General features: G+C 67.1%; 17 protein-coding genes and 1 pseudogene. 6 read left to right on the top strand and 12 right to left on the bottom strand.

The window, feature by feature from the left end:
• Nucleotides 1-19: 19 nt before the first annotated feature.
• Both Pma05_RS39325 and Pma05_RS39330 read right to left on the bottom strand, forming a co-directional pair.
• The gene (locus Pma05_RS39325; RefSeq protein WP_203862629.1) at nt 20-163 is read right to left on the bottom strand and encodes a hypothetical protein; all 144 of its coding nucleotides are present in this window, start codon (nt 161-163) and stop codon (nt 20-22) included.
• Between the two features lie 109 nt (nt 164-272).
• The gene (locus Pma05_RS39330; protein ID WP_203862630.1) at nt 273-728 is read right to left on the bottom strand and encodes a DUF4259 domain-containing protein; all 456 of its coding nucleotides are present in this window, start codon (nt 726-728) and stop codon (nt 273-275) included.
• A 340-nt stretch (nt 729-1,068) separates the two neighbouring features.
• Between Pma05_RS39330 and Pma05_RS39335 the strand changes: the two genes are divergently transcribed.
• The gene (locus tag Pma05_RS39335; protein ID WP_203862631.1) at nt 1,069-1,482 is read left to right on the top strand and encodes an Imm10 family immunity protein; all 414 of its coding nucleotides are present in this window, start codon (nt 1,069-1,071) and stop codon (nt 1,480-1,482) included.
• Nucleotides 1,483-2,116: 634 nt separating this feature from the next.
• Here Pma05_RS39335 and Pma05_RS39340 read toward each other — a convergent pair.
• The 7 genes and pseudogenes from Pma05_RS39340 to Pma05_RS39365 form a co-directional block, all read right to left on the bottom strand.
• The gene (locus Pma05_RS39340) at nt 2,117-2,464 is read right to left on the bottom strand and encodes a VOC family protein (protein WP_203862632.1); all 348 of its coding nucleotides are present in this window, start codon (nt 2,462-2,464) and stop codon (nt 2,117-2,119) included.
• A gap of 343 nt (nt 2,465-2,807) precedes the next feature.
• Complete coding sequence (locus Pma05_RS39345; protein ID WP_173033881.1) at nt 2,808-3,203, bottom strand: hypothetical protein; 396 nt, start codon at nt 3,201-3,203, stop codon at nt 2,808-2,810.
• Between the two features lie 32 nt (nt 3,204-3,235).
• Complete coding sequence (locus Pma05_RS39350) at nt 3,236-5,245, bottom strand: DUF8224 domain-containing phage-derived protein (RefSeq protein WP_203862655.1); 2,010 nt, start codon at nt 5,243-5,245, stop codon at nt 3,236-3,238.
• A 362-nt stretch (nt 5,246-5,607) separates the two neighbouring features.
• Nucleotides 5,608-6,522 (bottom strand): ISAs1 family transposase, encoded by a 915-nt coding sequence (locus Pma05_RS39355; protein ID WP_307837030.1) that lies wholly within the window; start codon nt 6,520-6,522, stop codon nt 5,608-5,610.
• Between the two features lie 2 nt (nt 6,523-6,524).
• Nucleotides 6,525-6,818, bottom strand: a pseudogene (locus Pma05_RS43180) (transposase family protein); the annotation flags it as partial.
• A 290-nt stretch (nt 6,819-7,108) separates the two neighbouring features.
• Nucleotides 7,109-9,298: an MMPL family transporter gene (locus Pma05_RS39360; RefSeq protein WP_203862633.1), complete on the bottom strand. Its 2,190-nt coding sequence runs from the start codon at nt 9,296-9,298 to the stop codon at nt 7,109-7,111.
• A 9-nt stretch (nt 9,299-9,307) separates the two neighbouring features.
• Nucleotides 9,308-9,940: a TetR/AcrR family transcriptional regulator gene (locus Pma05_RS39365; RefSeq protein WP_239314084.1), complete on the bottom strand. Its 633-nt coding sequence runs from the start codon at nt 9,938-9,940 to the stop codon at nt 9,308-9,310.
• 87 nt (nt 9,941-10,027) lie between these two features.
• Here Pma05_RS39365 and Pma05_RS39370 point away from each other — a divergent pair, with 87 nt between their 5' ends.
• The 5 genes from Pma05_RS39370 to Pma05_RS39390 all read left to right on the top strand — a co-directional run bounded on the left by Pma05_RS39370 (nt 10,028) and on the right by Pma05_RS39390 (nt 13,286).
• Nucleotides 10,028-10,795 (top strand): DUF4097 family beta strand repeat-containing protein, encoded by a 768-nt coding sequence (locus Pma05_RS39370; RefSeq protein ID WP_203862635.1) that lies wholly within the window; start codon nt 10,028-10,030, stop codon nt 10,793-10,795.
• 858 nt (nt 10,796-11,653) lie between these two features.
• A complete protein-coding gene (locus Pma05_RS39375; protein ID WP_203862656.1) occupies nt 11,654-11,998 on the top strand; it encodes an ArsR/SmtB family transcription factor in 345 nt (114 codons plus the stop codon).
• A complete protein-coding gene (locus Pma05_RS39380) occupies nt 11,995-12,462 on the top strand; it encodes an SRPBCC family protein (protein ID WP_203862636.1) in 468 nt (155 codons plus the stop codon). Before Pma05_RS39375 ends, Pma05_RS39380 begins: the two co-directional genes overlap by 4 nt.
• Nucleotides 12,455-12,883 (top strand): DUF6069 family protein, encoded by a 429-nt coding sequence (locus Pma05_RS39385; RefSeq protein ID WP_203862637.1) that lies wholly within the window; start codon nt 12,455-12,457, stop codon nt 12,881-12,883. The genes Pma05_RS39380 and Pma05_RS39385 overlap by 8 nt, the downstream gene beginning before the upstream one ends.
• Before the next feature lie 28 nt (nt 12,884-12,911).
• On the top strand, nt 12,912-13,286 hold the full coding sequence (locus Pma05_RS39390) for a hypothetical protein (protein WP_203862638.1): 375 nt from the start codon (nt 12,912-12,914) through the stop codon (nt 13,284-13,286).
• A 153-nt stretch (nt 13,287-13,439) separates the two neighbouring features.
• Here the strand turns inward: Pma05_RS39390 and Pma05_RS39395 are convergent, their stop codons facing one another.
• The 3 genes from Pma05_RS39395 to Pma05_RS39405 all read right to left on the bottom strand — a co-directional run bounded on the left by Pma05_RS39395 (nt 13,440) and on the right by Pma05_RS39405 (nt 17,737).
• On the bottom strand, nt 13,440-14,135 hold the full coding sequence (locus tag Pma05_RS39395) for a hypothetical protein (RefSeq protein ID WP_203862639.1): 696 nt from the start codon (nt 14,133-14,135) through the stop codon (nt 13,440-13,442).
• A gap of 780 nt (nt 14,136-14,915) precedes the next feature.
• Nucleotides 14,916-16,061: a right-handed parallel beta-helix repeat-containing protein gene (locus Pma05_RS39400; RefSeq protein WP_203862640.1), complete on the bottom strand. Its 1,146-nt coding sequence runs from the start codon at nt 16,059-16,061 to the stop codon at nt 14,916-14,918.
• 197 nt (nt 16,062-16,258) lie between these two features.
• Complete coding sequence (locus tag Pma05_RS39405; RefSeq protein ID WP_203862641.1) at nt 16,259-17,737, bottom strand: FG-GAP repeat protein; 1,479 nt, start codon at nt 17,735-17,737, stop codon at nt 16,259-16,261.
• Nucleotides 17,738-17,964: the final 227 nt, after the last annotated feature.

Raw genomic sequence — 17,964 nt, forward strand, 5'->3', positions numbered from 1 at the left:
CGGATCCACCCCGCCGCGATCAGTAGATACCGCCGCGGCGACGCTTGGCCTCCATGATGCGCTCGACCTCCTGGAGATCCTCGCCGCGCAGGTCGAACGTGGACCGGTCGGTCCGGCCCATCCGCCGCATTCGGATGCGGCGGATGGGCCGGTGCACGCTCATGCCGCGAAGCGCTCGTCACGGACGGTAGCCCGGATGGCGCGGGGGCCTGCATCCGGACTGTCGAAAGTAGTGCGTTCGATCATGGCGCTTGAAACGACTACGTGAGCTTCTAGAGGGTGCCGTCCGCCCTGTGCAACCGGTCGGGATGCGTCAGCTCCAGCGTCGCGCGAATTGCCCGCAGTGCCCCCACCGCCTCGGCGTAGCTGCCGGCGTCTTCCCACAGGTCTCGCCACTCCGAGTCGTCACCGACGACTCGGACCAACGCACGCAATGCCAGAGGAGGGATGTCGCCGGGAATGTCGAGCGTGCCGCCCTCCAGCAGGAAGTCCGGCGCGTATGGCGTGACCAGCGGTTCCCCGCCCGGCAGTTGGGAGGCAACCACGGCGACCGCAGCGATCGCTCGGTCCGCAAGCCCGTTGGAGAGGTATTTATCCGTGTTGTCCACAACGGCGCTCAACGTGGCCCGTACGAGCGGCAGCCGCTGATGCTCGGCGGCATCGTGTAGATCGCCGCACCAGTCGGCTGCGGTGTCGTTGTCGAACGGCCCGACGTCCCACGTGCCCATACATACCCTCCGGCATCTCGCGGTGATGACCTGACGATGATCGCATCAGCGCCGGACACCGCGACCCCTCAGCCAGTCGCGCCGGACACGGCTACCCTGGCCGAACCGGCGCCGGCTTGATCGCGGGTATCAACGGCATCGCAGGCCCGCGCCAATCAAGATCAGGTGCGCTGTCATGCCGTAGAGCGGGCGTAACGGTGTGTAAATCTGGACAGGGTTCGGGGCGGTCGGGGTCGCGCCGATTGAGGAACGCGTGGACCGTTCGCGAGCGCGTCTACCATCACGTGGTTGCGCCTGTGCGCACACTCGTCTGCTGTGGGCGGTTCCTGGGAGGAGTGCGGTGGGCGACAACGGTTCGCGACCGAACGTGCTGCGTGATGCGGGCGAGGATGACGGTGAGGTCTACGTGGTCGGCGTCCGCGAGACCACGGATCCCGAGTCCTGGTCGTTGTTCTTCATGGAGTGCTACGGCGCCGACGACGATCAAGAGATCGAGCTCGGCATGGATACGTACTGCTTGGTGGTCGACCCAGGCCAGGCCACGCACTACGGCGGAGTGCGCGAATGCGAAATCAGAGACCGCGAGCTGCGGCTCGTGCTCGACCAGGACGCAGCCGCCATATTGGGCCTGCCGGTCGAACAGCGTTTCGTCCTCGACATGCCCGCGCATCAATTGGATCTTCTTGGTCGGGGCCTACGCAGGGTACTGACCTCCGGCCGACGTGACGCCGTCCCGGGCCGGCTCGACGTTTGATGCCGGACCAGGCTCCGGCCGGTAGTGGACTGGCTGTCGCCACGAGCGGAACTACCGACAGCGTCCGGATCTGCGGCGATGCGCCCAGCGCCCGACGGCGCGGCTGTCAGCGCCTGTACGACGAGTCGGGCAGGCACAGCTCGAAGGCCGGCCCCGGGCGGGAGGGCTGCCAACCGGCAACCAGTGCCTGGCGGACGCCTACAGCCACCGTGCCGGGCAACACCGGCTGGCTCGGTATTCCAAGCCAGTTGCCGGGATGAGCGCAAGGCAGCGATGCCACCATTACAGCGCCTGGCCGCTCCGCACGCTCGACAACGAAGGTCAGCGGTGACCAGCCGAGGGCTTGACAGTAGGTCGGTCTGCGCCGAATTGACCAGCGGTAGGTCACGCCGTCCACCGTGATCCTCCGAGAACCCTTGATTACCAGCGTCATTCGCACCCCCGTCTCGGCCATCCCGTGGCGAGCAACGTAGCGAGAACCCTGGCGCCGCTATCGACATGGCGTAGCTCGGTGCTCAAAGTATCCGGATCTGCCGCTGACCGGGCGCGGAAAGCGGCGCAAGCGTCCTGTGGCTGGTCCGCCGCTCGGTCACGCGCTGGCGACAGGGTCGGTAGGCTGTTGGCCCTTTGCCGGTCAGCGGTGGCCGACGACGTTGACCACCTTGCCGTCTGGGTCGCGGACGAAGAAGCGCCGGACGCCCCACTGCTCGTCGGTAATCGGGTGCACGATCTCTGCGCCCGTCGCGCGTACCGCCTCGTAGGCGGCGTCGACGTCATCGACCTCCACGCTGAGGTCCGGGTTTACGGAGGCCGCCGCATCTTTGGTGATGAGGATGACCTGGGCGGTGGGGTTGGCCGGTGAGACCAGGTTGACCGCCCAGCCCAGGTTCATCTCCTCCCGGAAGCCCAAAAGCTGGTAGAAGCCGCTGCTCGCGACCGGGTCGACGGTGGTGATATCGGGTACCGCACGGCGAATCTTCATACCGGATTTTGGCATGCGAGGTGTCGCTCGTACGGGTAGTGGACACCACTCACCAGGCGCCTGGACGGAGGCTGCGGAGCGGTCAAACCATGATGTGTCGCGTTATCGGGGCTGCCGCCGACCGGGCCCGCCCTCCCGGTCGGAGCCGTCACGCTTCGTGGGTGGCCTCCTGCGCGGCCAACGCTCCAATCTGCCGATGAGAGGGCGTCGCGCTCGCTGTCGTACCGATGTGGGTTCGCCGAGAAGTGGCCGTTGGGCGCCGGCCTGGTCGCGCAAGTCTTGCATGGCGACCGTACTTCTCGGCGATGTGCGGGCCTGCTGGCAGACGCTGATTGTAGGCGGGCTACAGGTTGTTGATTCGGGCCAGCAGCTCTGCCTCGGTCAGGTTTTCCAGGACCGCGTCCTGCTTGCGGCCCAGGACTGCCAGCAGCTTTTCCTTCTCCAGTTTCTTGGCTGCCGCTGCCTTCGCCGCCTGGTCCTCCGCGAGGCGGATGGCGATGACGTGCTTGACGACCTCCAACTTGGTCTCCAAGGTCGCCTTGGCCGGATTGGTCTCGGTGGCCACGAACGACTCGGTGTCGATGGCCTTGAGTTCGGCGTTGACCGCCTTGGCCACGTCATCGAGACTGAAGCCGGACTTGGCGGTCAGCGGAAGCTCCCACAACTGTTCCGTGGTCAGCAGTCCCTTGGCCGACGGGTAGCGGAATTTCTCCCGCGTGGCCTTTTCAAAAATGGTCACGATGGCCTCTCTCCGATTTTCTGGGTAGGAAATCAGAACTGGATACTGATGAGGTGGCGCCGGCCGCCGGTCATGGTCACCTTGGCGACCACAGAGCCGCGGACCGTGGAGCTGAAGCCGAGGCCGGACAGCTGATCCGGGGACGGCTCGCACTTGGTGCGATCGCCGAGAACCTCGAACACCTTGCGGTGCGGTTGCAGGTCGCCGCGGAGGAACTCGTTGTAGATTCCCCGGGTCGGCTGGTCGTTCACGCACCCTTTCAGGATGAAGAAGTAGTGGCGGTTGCCGACCTCGCCGTCGTCGAAGTAGTTCGGCGAGTACATGATGGTGGACACCGGCACGAACTGTTCGGTGGTGATTCCCCACAGGTCCTTGCCTGCGCTGCCCGGCTGCATGCCCTTACCCGGCCGCAAAGCGGTGATCACCTCGTCGGCGACCGTCATCCGGCCCACCTCGACAGTCTCCTTGTGGCCGACCGCCCCCTCGTGGCTGTAATGCTCGATCTTCCCGTTGCTCTCGGTCTCGATCACAAAGCCGACCCCGGCGCTTTCCCGCTTGTTGAACTGGTTCACCTCGATCCGGTACTCGCCGTCGGGGACGTTGTCGGTCCAGGTGACGTTCTCCACCGGCTCGCGCGAGAACGTCCCGCCCGCGTTCATGTCGACGTCCAGCTTGTTGCGCTTGTCCTTGTACCAGATGTGGTCGCCGTTGGGTTCGAACACGTGCAGGTCAAGGTCGTCGTGGTTGAACCAGGACAGGCTCACCCGCAGCTTGCCGGTGACGTTTCCGCCGGCCCGCTTGACCTTCTCCTTGATCGAGTCGGTGACGTTGCCGTTGTAGGACCAGCCGAAATCGTTGTCCCAGGTGAACAGCCGCGGGGCGGCCGGGTGCCGGCCGGTGGTGAGACTGACGAAGTGCGGTTCGTGGCTGTTGGCCACCCACAGGTCGATGGTCGCGGCGCCGGGCAGGATGTCTTTCATGAAGGTGACCACGGGAATCTCCTCCGGCTTCGCGTCACGAACGCGCGCACCCGCCGACCTCATGGTGGCCGCCTGCATGAGCAGCCCTTCGATGCCGTCCTTCATCCGCGACTGTGTGTCGTTGTCGACCCATAGCACGTTGGTGACCGACACATCGGACAGCCGGGCGAACCGTCGCTGCAACGACTCCTCGATGCCCAACTCGTCGATGGTCTTCATGGCAGCCTTGACCATGGCCGGGGTGATCAACGCCGTGGGGCGCTGGTAATTCTGCGGTGCCACCTTCGTCTCGAACGACCGGACCGCCTGCTCCAGGTCAACGCCCGCGGAGAGATCCTGGACGAGGGTGCCGATCACCGTGTTGCGGAACCGGGCCGCCGGGTTCATGGCGTTGGCGAAAACGAAGGCCTGTCCGTCGGTCGCCTTCGTCCACCGGTTCTGCAGTGACTGGAACTCGGTCACCGTCCGACGATGCTCCGTGCCGCGGTAGAGGGCGTTGTCATCGATGAGGTCGACGACGGTGTCCAGAGCGTGCTGGGTCAGCTCGGCCAGGCCACGCTGGAACACCTGCACCGCGGCGTCGAAGGCGCCCCGTGCCGCGCCGACGTCTTTGATGCGATGCCGCTTCTCCACCCGGCCGTGCAGGTGGTGCCACACCTCGACCTGGCCGTCGCGCAGCGTCCGAGTCGTCCTCGTCCCGTACTGCTCCTCGGTGGACCGGAAAATGGTGGACAACGGCAGCGTGCCGACGAATTCGTCCATTGCGGCGGCGACGACGGAGAAGACCGGGTCGGATGCAGACACCCCGGACCAGACGGAGCGGACCTGTCCGTTGTGGATCTCGACGATGTTACCGAAGTTCCTGATGAACCCACGGCAGGTCGAGCAGTCGTACTCGGACCGCTCGCGGAACCGGAGATTGGTGCCGGCGGGAAAGGAATCGAGAAAGGTGAGCCAGAGTGAGTCCCGGTCGAGACCGTCGCCGACGACGTACAACTCGCCCTTGGACATCGCGGACAGACGTATAGTCACATCCGTCACGAACTGCCGGAAATCGCCCACTGCGTCATCCCCCTTGATCACCGGAGATCCTACGAAACGCCTGCAATCGGAGAAACGCATTTCCGGCTGTCCGCACGGTCACGGACGGGCGCCGGTGGCCGGCGGTCAGTCGACCGGATTCGCGTACAGCGGTGGGGTGCCGAGCCGGCGGTCAGCAGTTCCGCCAGTTGCCGGTGGCGCCGTGAGCAGATCCCGGCTCACGCCGTGGTTGCCTTCCCGGGCACCGGCAGGCCTGGGTGGTCGGGGCATGCTCCGCATGATGATCTCCTCGTCACCAACAACTCCGCCGACTCTGCGAGGAGACCGGTGTCCTCGCGCTCGAACTACGTGCCGAGATCGAGAGGGTCGCCTGAGACCCAGGGTCATTGCGTTCTGCGGTAACTGCTGGTCACGGCGGTGATGCGGTCGTGTGAGCGGCGGTTGGCCTGGCGGGTGGCACGGGCGATGTTGATCGCGCCGGTGGTGCGGTGGTAGCCGATAGCGGTATTGCGCAGCGCGGCGATGACGGCGGGTCCGTTGCCGGTACTGGCTTGGTGGAGATCTTCACGGAACGTCACATCGCGGACGTGGTGGATCATGTTCTCGATGTGCCAGTGTCGGCGGATCCATCTCTGTAGGTCGTGGGGCAGTGCCTGGCTGGCGGGCAGTGACAGGGTCAGGTAGGCGGTTTCACGGCTGGTCTTACCACCGACTATGCGGGTGCGGGTGATCCGGACGGCCTGGGCGGCGTGCGGGAATCCGATGCCGCCGGGTGCGCCGACGGTGACGGCTTTGACGGTGCGGGTCTCGCGGCGGCCGTGACCGCAGTCGCGGGTCCGGTCACCGACGGGGATCTGTGCCCAGGGTAGGCGTTTGAGCTGCGTGAACAGGGTCGGCTGGTTGGCTTTGACCTGGACCATCAGGTGCGCGCCCCGGCGGGTGACCTCGTCGGCGTGCTTGGTCTGGGTGTGCAGGGCATCGGCGATGAACAGCACCCCGGCGAGGGTGCCGAGCACCGTCTCGACGGCGTCGAGCAGTGGTGCGAACGCCGGGATCTCATTGCTCTTGGCGTCCACGGTGACCTGGGCCAGCACGACGCCGGTGTCGGTGTCCAGCGCGGACAGCAGATGAACGTGACGGCCGTGGTCCAGGCGGGCAGCGCGTAGGGTGTCCCGTCGATGGCGATCACGGTGCGATACCGGCTCGGTCGCGGTGCCACGGCGGGTGTACGCATGCGTAGCCAGCCGGCGAGGACGATGCTGAGCAGGCCGTCGTCGAGGCGGGTCAGCAGCCGCCAGACGGTGCTGCCGACCGGCACGCCTTGGGTGAACCCGAGCCGCTGCTGGGCGTCTTCGTCCAGGTCATGCAGCCAATCCGTGATCGCGGCGAAGGACGACGCCCCGGCCAGAACGACGCAGACCGCCACGGCCAGCAACGCGGTCAGCGGGTACCGCACGCCACGCGGATCGCGGGGATCAGGAACACCAGCGAGGGCGCGCAACAGCCCACCGTGTTCACCGTCGGTGACTGGTGTGGCCTGGGTGATGGAGGCGGGCGCTACTACGGCCAGTGCAGGGATGAGAGATGATGCCATCGGCGGAAGATCCGCTCAGCCATGGCCGATACGGTCGCCGCCTCGGTGTCCGTGAAGAACCGCAGCGGCGGCAGCGGAGCGTCCGATCGACCACGGCGGGGGCTGTCGCCCCCCGCTGCCGCCGGTGTGGCTGCGGCAACCCCGGCGACCAATCCGCCGGCTCCGGCCAGCAGGTTTCGGCGAGTCGGCCCGGGCCGCCTGTCGGTGAGCCCTTCCTCATCCATGTTGACCTCCGATCCACGCTCGTTGTCCTGAGTACGTCTCTCGGTCCCGGATCGCCGGGCGGGCTGCTACACGGGTACCGCAACCGGTGCGCGGTCCTGCTGGCCTGGTTGGTCGAGCTTGGCGCCTTCGATGTCAAGGTTGGGCAGGATCCGATCGAGTGGCCGAGGGATCCACCAGGCGTGGTGGCCGACCAGCGCGAGTACCGCCGGAACCAGGGTCATCCGGATCAGGAAGGCGTCGACGAGGATGCCGACGGCGAGGCCGAGCGCGATGGGTTTGAGGGTGAGGTCCTCCGCGGTGGTGAAGCTCGCGAACACGGAGAACATGATCAGGGCGGCCGCGGTGACGACTCTGGAGGCGTGCCGCGATCCGGCGACCACGGCCTCGACCGGCATGCCGGTCCGTACGTAGTCCTCGCGCATCCGCGATACGAGGAAGACCTCGTAGTCCATGGCCAGTCCGAACAGGACGGCGATGAGGACGATCGGCGTGAAGCTGAACACCGGTCCGGTGGTGGCCACACCGAGCAGGTTGGCCAGCCAACCCCATTGGAATACGGCGACGACCGCGCCGAACGCCGCTCCGACGGACAGCAGGAACCCCACCGCAGCCTTGAGCGGTACGACGATCGAGCGGAAGACCAGCAGCAGAAGAATCAGCGCGAGTCCGACCACGATGGCGGCGAACGGCAGTAGCGATGCGCGAAGCCGTTCGGACAGGTCCATCGCTGCGGCGGTCGAACCGGTGACCAGGATCTCGGCGTTCACCGCCGCCCCGAGGGCGGGGATGGCGGCACGGATGTCGCGGACCAGTTGCTCGGTCTGCTTGTCCCGTGGCCCGGCCTGCGGCACGACTGTCAGGACCGCAGTCTGCCCGTCCGTGCCGAGCTGTGGCGTGCTGACCGACACGACGCCGGGCAGTTTGAGCCCGGCCGCGACGGTGGCGGCGGCTTGGGCAGGGTCGCCGGTGCGGGGTTGCACCAGAACGATCAGCCGGCCGTTTCGGCCGGGGCCGAACGCGTCGGAGATCAGGTCGTATGCCTTGCGCTGGGTCGATTCGGGTGCTGCGGTGCCGTTGTCGGGCATCGCCAGCCGCAGGCCGAGCGCTGGGATCGCGACCACGGTCACCAGGAGGACGACGGCTACGACTGTGGCCAGTGGCCGGCGGGTGACCAGGCGGGCCCACCGGTGGCCGCCGTTGCCGGGGCCGTCCGCCAGGGCCTGCTCTCGCCGGTCGGCCCGGGAGCCGGGCTTGGGTCGGATGCGCTGCCCGGCGAAGCCGAGCAGGGCCGGCAGCAAGGTGATCGCCGCCGCGACGGCCATCAGCACGGTGAACGCGGCCGCCAGTCCCATGACGGACAGGAAAGGGATACCGACGACGGTCAGCCCGGCCAGCGCGATGATCACGGTCAGGCCGGCAAAGACCACGGCGCTGCCGGCGGTGGCCGTCGCCCTGGCCACGGACTGTTCGACATCCATCCCCCCGGCCAGTTGCGTGCGATGCCGAGACAGAATGAACAGCACGTAGTCGATGCCAACCGCGAGGCCGATCATGAGGGCCAAGCTCGGTGCGGTGGACGACACGGTCGCCACGTTCGAGGCCAGCATGATGCCGAGGAGCCCGACGATCAACCCGATCAGAGCGGTCAGCAACGTGAGCCCGGCCGCGAGCATCGAGCCGAAGGTGAGCACGAGGACGACAACGGCGACACCGACACCGATCACTTCCCCGATGCCGACGGGTACGCCGGCGGTGCTGTAGATCGTGCCGCCGACCTCAGCCTGCAGACCACTGGCGCGGGCCGTGTCGGCGATGTCCTCCAGCACGGAGACGCTGTCGTCGCGCAGCGCCTCGCGTTTGATCGGGTAGAGCACCTGGGCCATCGCCGTGCGCTCGTCAGCGGAGATGGCCCGGGCCTGGAACGGGTCAACCGCGTTGGCGACCTGCGGCGCCTTCGCGGCCTGCCGGACCGTCTGCTCGATGACGGCGCGGTAGGGCGCATCGTTGACCGTGGCGCCCGGTGGGGCGACGAAGACGAGCTGCGCGGTAACCCCGGTCGCGGACGGCAGGGACTTCTCCAGCAGATCGATTCCCTTCTGCGACTCAGTGCCGGGAATGGTGGCCTCGCTGTCCAGGTGCGAGCCGTACGTCGCGAAGCCGGCGCCCACGAGGGCGATCAACACCAGCCAGCCGGCGAGGAAACGACCGCGGTGCCGAAACGCCGCCCGGCCGAGCGAGTAGAGCAGGGTAGCCATAAGGATCCTTCAGTCGTTGGGCGTCAGGGCCATCAGCGCGGCTAGGACGGCGGACAGAGCCTGCTGGACGATCTCGGCGCTGACCTCTTCCGGATCGACGAGGTGCTCCATCGACAGGCCGTTGGTCAGGCAATGCACGATCAACCCGGCCAGGTCGGAGTCGACGGTCAACCGCGTACCGGTCTGTTCGGCAACCGCCGCGATCGACTGGGCCGCCACCGCTCGCTGTCCGCGGCGCAACGGCGCGAGGACCGCCCTGGTCTGCTCGTCACGGGCGGCCAGAGCCGCGAACTCAAGCCCGAGTTGCCCCCGCTCGGTGTCCTCGACGATTCGCCGTGCCACCAGGGAGGCGGCCCGCCCCGCCGCCACGCCGGGATCGACGGCGTCGCGCACGTCGGCCATCACGGTGTCGTGCTCGGCATCGGCACGCGCACCGAGCACGGCCGCGAACAGACCCTGCTTGCTGCCGAAGTTGGAGTAAACGGCGCCCTTGGTGAACCCGGCGGCGAAGGCGATGTCCTCCACCCGGCTGTCGGCGTAGCCGCGCTCGGTGAACACCCGCGCGGCCGCCGCCAGCAGCCGACGCCGCACCTCTTCCCGCGGTGTGCGCGGGACCGGCCCGCTCGAATCGTTCTCGATCACCCGGCCAACGTAGCATACTTTTGGTATCGGATACCGTGGGTATCGAGCTGTCCGAGGCTCGACACCCACAGACCCCGGAGGCATCCCATGACCACGGCCCACCACCGGACCCGCAACCTTCTCTCGGTTGTGGGTGCGCTGCTGGCACTCGCCGCCCTCGCCGGATGCGGTAGGTCGACTGACGACGCCGAGCCAGATAGGCATGCCTTTGCGCTGACCGGGGACCGACTCACGATCAGCAAGAACAACGGCGATCTCGACGTCCGGCCCGCTGACATCGACCAGGTCGAGGTGACCCGCTGGTTCTCCGGACGGTCCGGGATCGGCGGCACCCCCAAGGCGACGTGGAATCTCGCGGGCGAAGAACTCATCCTGACCACCAGGTGCGGAGCCATCGGCGGAGCGTGCGACGTCCGTTACCAGGTGCGCGTACCGAAGGACGTGGCGCTGACCATCGACGGGGACAATGGGAAGATCTCCGCCTCCGGATTCGACACCGCACTGCGGATCCGCTCCGACAACGGTGCGGTCTCCGTCGGTGACGTCTCCGGCGACCTCACTCTGCACACCGACGGTGGACAGCTGCGCGCCACCGGCATCACCTCTGGTCGGGTCGACGCAGGATCCCAGAACGGAGAGATCCACCTCTCCTTCACCGCAGTCCCCGACCAGGTGGAAGTGAGGACGGAGAACGGCGCGGTGACGGTCGACGTGCCGCATGCCACGTACAAGGTCACGACCACGACGGAAAGCGGCGATGTACGCGTCGACGTGCCCAAGGACGCGGACAGCTCCCACGCGCTCACGGCCCGGACCGACAACGGACCGATCACGCTTCGCACCACCGACCGATAGCCCCTCAGGGCGCGCAGGGCCGCCAGAGCTCGGCCGGCGGGTAGCGCGGTCCGCTCACTGCGCCATTGGTGCGCGCCGGGCAAGGCCGTTTGTCATGCCCGCCGGGGATTCGAACCCACACCGGGGAGTGGATCGGGTGAGCGGTGACCGAGACGCCCGGTCACGCGGATTAGTGCAGATCCATCGCAACGAGGCCGCACTGCTCGAACGCGGACGGTAGCCCGTTACGCACAGGCAGACGCCTGCCCGAGTCAAGGAGTCCAACAGCGGCGCGCTAGACCAGGCATTCATGCCGAGCTATGAAAAGAGGGCTCCCGCAATTCTCTGACCTGCGGAAACCCTCTCGCTGTCGGGACGGCCGGATTCGAACCGACGACCCCTTGTTACAAACAGTGACCGTCTGATGCTCATCATCAGTTGTCGATAACGTGCACCGACCTGCAAAGACGTCCCCTTGAGGTGATCGCTGGTTGCCACTGATTGTCGCTTGGAAGCAGGGGTGTTCGGGGGTAAACGAGGGGCGGGTTGATCATGTGAGCCGACGGGACGACCGTAACGTTGTTCGCATCGTGTCAGGTTGACCTGGTAGCAGCAGCCGACTTCGGCTGCCCCGTCCAGTATGCGGGGATGGACGATTCGATCGCTCGGCGTGGTGCGGATCAAGCCAGAGTCTCCGACGGAGAGAAGGGTTCGGCAGAACCCCGATTGAAGGGCGCCAGCCAGACTTCTGGCGACTACTTTCCGTTACGAACATGCTCATCGGTCGCCGTCGTCAACTGCCGGAGCTGCCGAGATGAGCATGCGCGGAGTTGCCACCGGATATTGAACCGAACGGTTCAGCATCGTAAGGTGAACCGCATGGTTCACCAAGACACTCTGGATCGGGTGTTCGCCTCGCTGGCCGACTCGACCCGCCGGAGCATTCTCGTTCGGCTCGGCGGGGGTCCTGCCACCATCGGCGAACTCGCCGAGCCCACCGGCATGAGCCTGACCGGCATGAAAAAGCATGTTCAGGTACTCGAAGACGCAGGACTCGTCGTCACGCAAAAGGTCGGCCGCGCACGGCAGTGCCGCCTCGGTGACGCGCCGCTGGACGAGGCCATGGCGTGGATCAGCTTCTACCAACGGCTGTGGGCACGCCGCCTCGACGGCCTCGACGCCTACCTCACCCTCCAGCGTGGCGCGAAAGGACAGGATTCATGACGTTTGACCTGCGAATGACGCGGCAACTGCCGGCACCGCCGGAGGAGGTCTTCGACGCGTACACGGACGCGGAGAAGCAGAAGATCTGGTTCACCATCCTCGACGAGCAACCCGGCATCGTCGAGATCGAGGTCGACCTACGCGTCGGCGGACAGCAGACAGCCGTCTGGGGACCCAGCCCCGACATGCTGTTCCGGGAGGCGCAGACGTTCGTCGAGATCGACCGCCCACATCGACTCGTCACCGAGTCCATCGGTTCCGGTCCGGACGGCGTGACGATGACGACCCGCATCGAGATCACCTTCGAGGAGAACGACGGCGGCACAATGATGACAGTCGCGCAGAGCGGCTTCCCGGCTCCCGAGATCCGCGACTTCTTTGTCGGCGAGGTGTGGGCTGGAGCGTTCGCCCGTATCGAGGCGTTCCTGGCCCGTGAGTCCGGACCGGAGCCCGCACATGCCTGAACGTTCCCGTACGGCGGTGGTCGCGCTCAGCGGCGCCACCGCCGTGGCCGTCAACCTCGTCATCTACGGCATCGGCCGGGCAGCCGGTGGCAGCTTCCGATTCACCTCCGCAACCGGACCGGCCGAGGTTTACGCGATCACCGTCGCCGGGTTCAGCCTGATACCGCTGCTGGTTGGCCTCACCGCTGTAGCCCTGCTGGCACCGTTTGCAGCCTGGGTGGTCCGGGCCGCATTCATCATCGGCCCTACGCTCGCGCTCGGCACCATCCTCGTGATGACCGCGCCTGCCAACCTCGACACCACGAGCAAGGTGGCGCTGGCCCTCTGCCACCTGACGCTCGTCCCCATCAGCATCGTCGCTGTGCGCGCAATCGCCCGCCGCGCACAAACCATCCGCACCACAAGAGCCACAACGCCTTGAAGACATCCCGGAAGGAATGGAGAAAGTAATGAAGGTGCTCAGAAGGGCCGTGTTGGCGAGCATGGCTGTGGTCGCACTGGTGCTAGCCGCTCCGGGGGGTGTTGCCCTGGCCGCTCCCGACTCGGCCCCTCGCGCGGTCCACACCAGGGGCTGCACGAGCAGCGGACTCGTCATCTCAAAGGCCGCCAACCTGCCGATCCGTTACGCACCGAACATCGGCTCGACCGTCTTCTTCGTCGTTCAGAAGAACGACGTGCTGCCATGCTGGGACAGTCCGCCCGTCACCGTCGACGGCCGGTACACCGCCTGCGGAGTCAGCCAGGCCAACGGCTGGATCGAGGTCTACACGGGCAACGACTGGGGGTTCACCTACCAGACCTGTCTCCTCGACTACTTCGGGTAACAGACGCAACGGCCCGAACAGCGGTCCGTCGACAATGCTGGCATCGCCCTGGTGCTCATCACCGAGCAGCAGGGCGACTGCCCCCGATTCCACAAGGCTCACCCGTTCGGGGAGCGAGTCGTTCCGGTCGCCCCCCGACCAGAACGGCACGGATCAGAACGGCGGGTCGTCGACCGGGCCGCGATCCGCCCGGTGGTCCCCGCCCCACAGATCGTCGTCGGGGACCGTGGTGGCCACCTCGCCCCGCCACACCGCGAGGGTCCTCGCCGCCAGCGTCCGCTGCCACTCCTCCGGCCCGCCGCCGAGCTCCGCCTCCACCGCCGGCGCCAGCATCTCCCTGTGGGCGGCCAAGGCGGGATCGTCGAGCAGGTGCAGCGCCGCGAGCAGCGCCGCCCGGCGTACCGCAGGGTCGGTGTCGTTTCGCTGGGCCTCGGCGGCGCGGTACAGCTCCGGGCGGATCTCCCGGACCTCGCGGAAGTGCGGGACGCGCTCCGGCGCCGAATATCCGAACCAGACCTGGATCTTCTCCTCGGCCGCGCCGCCGACCGCCTCGGCCACCCCGGCCGGCCAGCCCAGCAGCCGTATCCGGACCCGTGGCGGCAGCGCCGCAGCGCTCGGCGGGTCGGCCAGCAGCGCGGCCACGTAGCGGGCCGCCGGGACCGTCGCGGGGTACAGCGATCCCTGGTGGAGCACGTCGTCGGCGAGGTGGGCGAGGGCCGCGTCCACGGCGGCGCGGTCGCCAGATGTCAGGGCGGTCAGGCTCGCCTGCGTCACCGGGTCCGCCGCTCCGCCGCCGTGCGTCAGGGCGGACCAGTCGATGTCCTCGATGATCCGGGGCGGTTTGATCACGCATCGATGATGTCACGCGCCGGGGCAGGCGCGGCCTCCTGCCCGCCCCGGTCTCCGCGAACGGCCGCAAACGGTTCATCATCACCAACACCCTCGGCCTCTACCCCACCAGTACGGTTCGTCCTCGCCGACGCCGTCTTCGCCGGCCGCCTCGTCGACTTGACCACCCGAATATCGTGGCCACGGCCACCGCCTTGGTCTTCGTATCCTGCCAGGGATCAGAAGATCATCAGGCGGTGGCCGTCTTCCGTCGCGACGACGCACCGATTCCACACAGGATCATCGACGCCTGCACGGCCGCCGAGGTTAAAGATCAAATTAAGAGGAGGTCATGGCGCTTGGATCCCCCGCTTCGGCGACCGTCCTCTTCGTCCGCGATTGGCGCACCGGACTGGTACCTTGCAAACTCACCGGCTGCTCGCGTGTGGCTCTGGGGAGACGGTCGCGCCCGCAGCAGTAAACCGCTCAGCGGGCGGACGGCAACCGGTTCGACTCGCAGTCGGACCAAGCCAGCACGTCTGCGCCCCGCACGCAGCGCAGGGCTCGATCAGCTCGCACTCCGATCAACGTCGCCTCGACCATCCCGATGAAGCCCGGGAGCAGCTCCCCGACGGCCTCGGCGCTGATGGCTATTCCACTCGCCCTCCTGCCCTGGGAATCCTCTGCGTTGACGGCCGTGATGCCAGTGGTCGTAACGGTCCACGAGACCGGGGATGCAGCGCTGGCGGCAACCGTTGTGGCCTGGTCGGCGACCAGGCCACAACGGCTTTACCGGAACCGTCAGCTGTTGTATCCGGTGCGGAGCCGCTGGTCGCCGTCCGGGATGCTGCATGGCGCTCCACCCGCGTTGGTCAGGCCGGCGGGGTTCAACGACCAGGTCGGAAGCGTGCCGGTGCCCGCGTAGTTGCTGCCGAGCGTGTTGTTGAAAAACCGGTTGTGGTACGACGCACACTGTCGACTGATGTCGTTGGCCCGGGCGCATGCCAGGTCGCAGTACTCGCCGCGATAGTGCGACGTGCGACCGGTACGAGTGAAGGTGTTGTACTCAACCGTGTTGTAGTTGCTCATGTTCCGGACCTTCACCGGATCGCCACTGATGTAGCTGAACGCGTTCCGGTTCATCTGGTTCGACGAGCTGAAATGCGTCACGTACAGTCCGTGGATGTAGCCGCCGTACGGGCTGACGTTCTCGACGTTGATGAAGTGGTTGTTCTCGATACGGTTGCCGGACGAGTTGGTCAACACGATCGCGCCGTAGCCGTACGAGCCACCGGTCCATCTGTTGCCCAGGTGCGTGAACACCATGCCGAACACGGTGTTGCCGTTCAGGCCGTTGCTGCCCCGTACCCGCAGCGGCGGGTCGTACGTCTCATCGCTGGTGTCCCGCCCCGAATCGCCATAGATCGACAACCCACCCGCCGAGTAGTACTCGATCTGGAGGTAGGAGAAGCGCAGCCCCGACGTACCACCGCCGTAGAGCGGGTCCGCGGGATCGCTCGGCAGGCGGGGCTGCATCCAGTAGCCGCCCGGGTAGCTGCCGTCGGCGTTTCGTTTGTTCTTGAACACCGGGCGACCCGCGATCCCGCTCAGCCCGTCGCCGTCCTGGTAGTCGACGGGCATGAACCAGATCGTGTGCCCTGGGACGTAGAACCGCCAGTCGTGCATCGGCGGGGCGGAGTAGGTGCCCTGCTTGATCCGTACCTCGACGTCGGTGGTCGGCTTCGCGGCGACCAGAACCTGCTGTACTCGTACCAGGGACACCACCGGGGTGGTCGGGCTGAGTCCGTTGTTGGCGTCGGAGCCGGTGGGCGACATGTAGACGGTGAAGACCTCGGCTGCCTCGGCTCGGGTGGTGGGCAGCAGGGACGCCGCCGGGATAGTGAGGGCAGTGGCGACGGCCGTCAGGATGCGAAGAGTGGTCCGCACGATCTCTTGTCCCCCTTTTGATGTCGGTCAGCGGAATGGTGGGATGACTGTCGTCCTCAGCGGCCGGCGGTCGACGCGGGCGCCGGCCAGGTTGACCGCCGCTGTGGCGGGTCCGGCGCACCGGGTTGCTGGCCGGCGTCACCATCCGGTGGGGGACCCAGGCGCCGTCGTCCGGCCCGGGGTCCCCACCGACCGGGTCAGGTCACGTTGGGCAGTGCGACGGGTGGCACGACGCCACCGGCGATCGGCGCGCCGGGTCCGTAGGCGGAAATGTTCCCCAGAACCGCCCGAGTCAGCTTGGTGCTCCCGGTCAGCGCGACACTGCTGCTGGTCCTGGCGAGTCCGAGCACGAACATGGTGCCGTTCTCGTACGCCCAGTCTTCGTGCGGTGCGGTGACCAGCAGTTCCGGCTTGCCGTCGTTGCTGACGTCCAGGAACCGTACGGCGGCGCCGAACTGCTCGTCGAACTGGCCATTGGCGGCGATCAGCGCGTGGTTCTCGGTGAAGAAGAGATCCAGCGCCGAGTCCAGGCCGGAGGGACCGCCCAGGAAGACGTGTACCGCACCCTGCCCGATGCCGCCGCCGGCATCCTCTCCCGGTACGCCGACCGCCAGGTCGTCGGCGCCATCGCCGTCGACGTCGCCGACGCTGAGCGCCGCGCCGAACTTGTCCCCGGCCTCCGCCCCGTCCGAAACGTTCGGCGAGTTCTGGTTGATCAGCGTGACATTCGTCGCGCTGATGCCGCCGCTACCGCCGCGCAGTACAACCAGCGCACCGGCGTCGGTGGCGCCGTTCTTGACCCGGTCCGCGTAGACGACGACATCGGCGTTGCTGCCGCCGTGGAACCGGCCGACGGCGACCGTGTTGAGGTGCCCGCTGACGTTGATCGTGTCGACGCCGACGACCGTGCTCCCGGTCGCGGTTACCCCGGTCGCCGAACCCTTGAGTACGTAGACCGAGCCCTCCGCGCCGGTGGTACCGGTGATGTTCTCGCCCTCGACGTTGATGACGAGGTCGTCACGACCGTCGCCGGTGATGTCGCCGGCCGCCAGGGACGAGCCGAAGTGGTCGTTCTTCTCCGGGTTGCCGGAGATGTCGGTGCTGGCCTGGCTGAAGAGCACCGAGTTGTCAATGCGGACGCCGGCCGCTCCGCCATAGAGCACCCACACCGCGCCGGCCGCCCCGAAGGTGCTACCGGAGACGGTCACCCCCTCGCCGGGGGCACCGGCCGCGACGTCGGCGTAGCCATCGCCGTTGAAGTCGCCGGTGGTCAGGCTCGCGCCGAAGAAGTCGCCGGCCTCCACGGTCCCGGGGATGGTGCCGCTGTTCTGCGTGATGAAGTTGGCCCCGTTCGGGATCAGGCCCAGATACGGCGCCGTCGATTGACCATAGAGGACGGTAAGCGCGCCGGCCTTGGCCACACCATCGACCGACTCGGTCGGGTTGCCGATGACGACATCGGCCCGCCGGTCGCCGTTGAAATCACCGGTCACGACCTGCGCGGCGAACTCGTCCTCCACCTCCGGCTGGTCGAGCACGTTCGGGCTGTTCTGGTGTAGGAGCCCCGGGGGCTTCGACGGCAACGTAGCGCCGCCGGGGATAACGTAGACCGAGCCGCGGTACTCGTCGGGGGCGGCCGGATTCTGGCCGAAGAAGTTGCGGGCTGTGGTTGCCACGATGATGTCCGGAATCCCGTCCCCGGTCACATCGGTTCGCTCAGCCGGCCCCGCCGCGGCGATCCCGATGTCCGGCCCGCCCGCAAGCGTCGATTCTGCCCCCTGCGCCGGGGCTGACGGGAATATCGCAGCGATCAAGAAACCGGCCACTAACAGCCGTCCACGTCGATTCACGAAACTCTCCTTCGAGTAATGTTTATTGTCTTCCCGCTGGCGTTTTGCGTCAA

The organism is Plantactinospora mayteni (assembly GCF_016862935.1).
In the GTDB taxonomy this organism is placed as follows: domain Bacteria; phylum Actinomycetota; class Actinomycetes; order Mycobacteriales; family Micromonosporaceae; genus Plantactinospora; species Plantactinospora mayteni.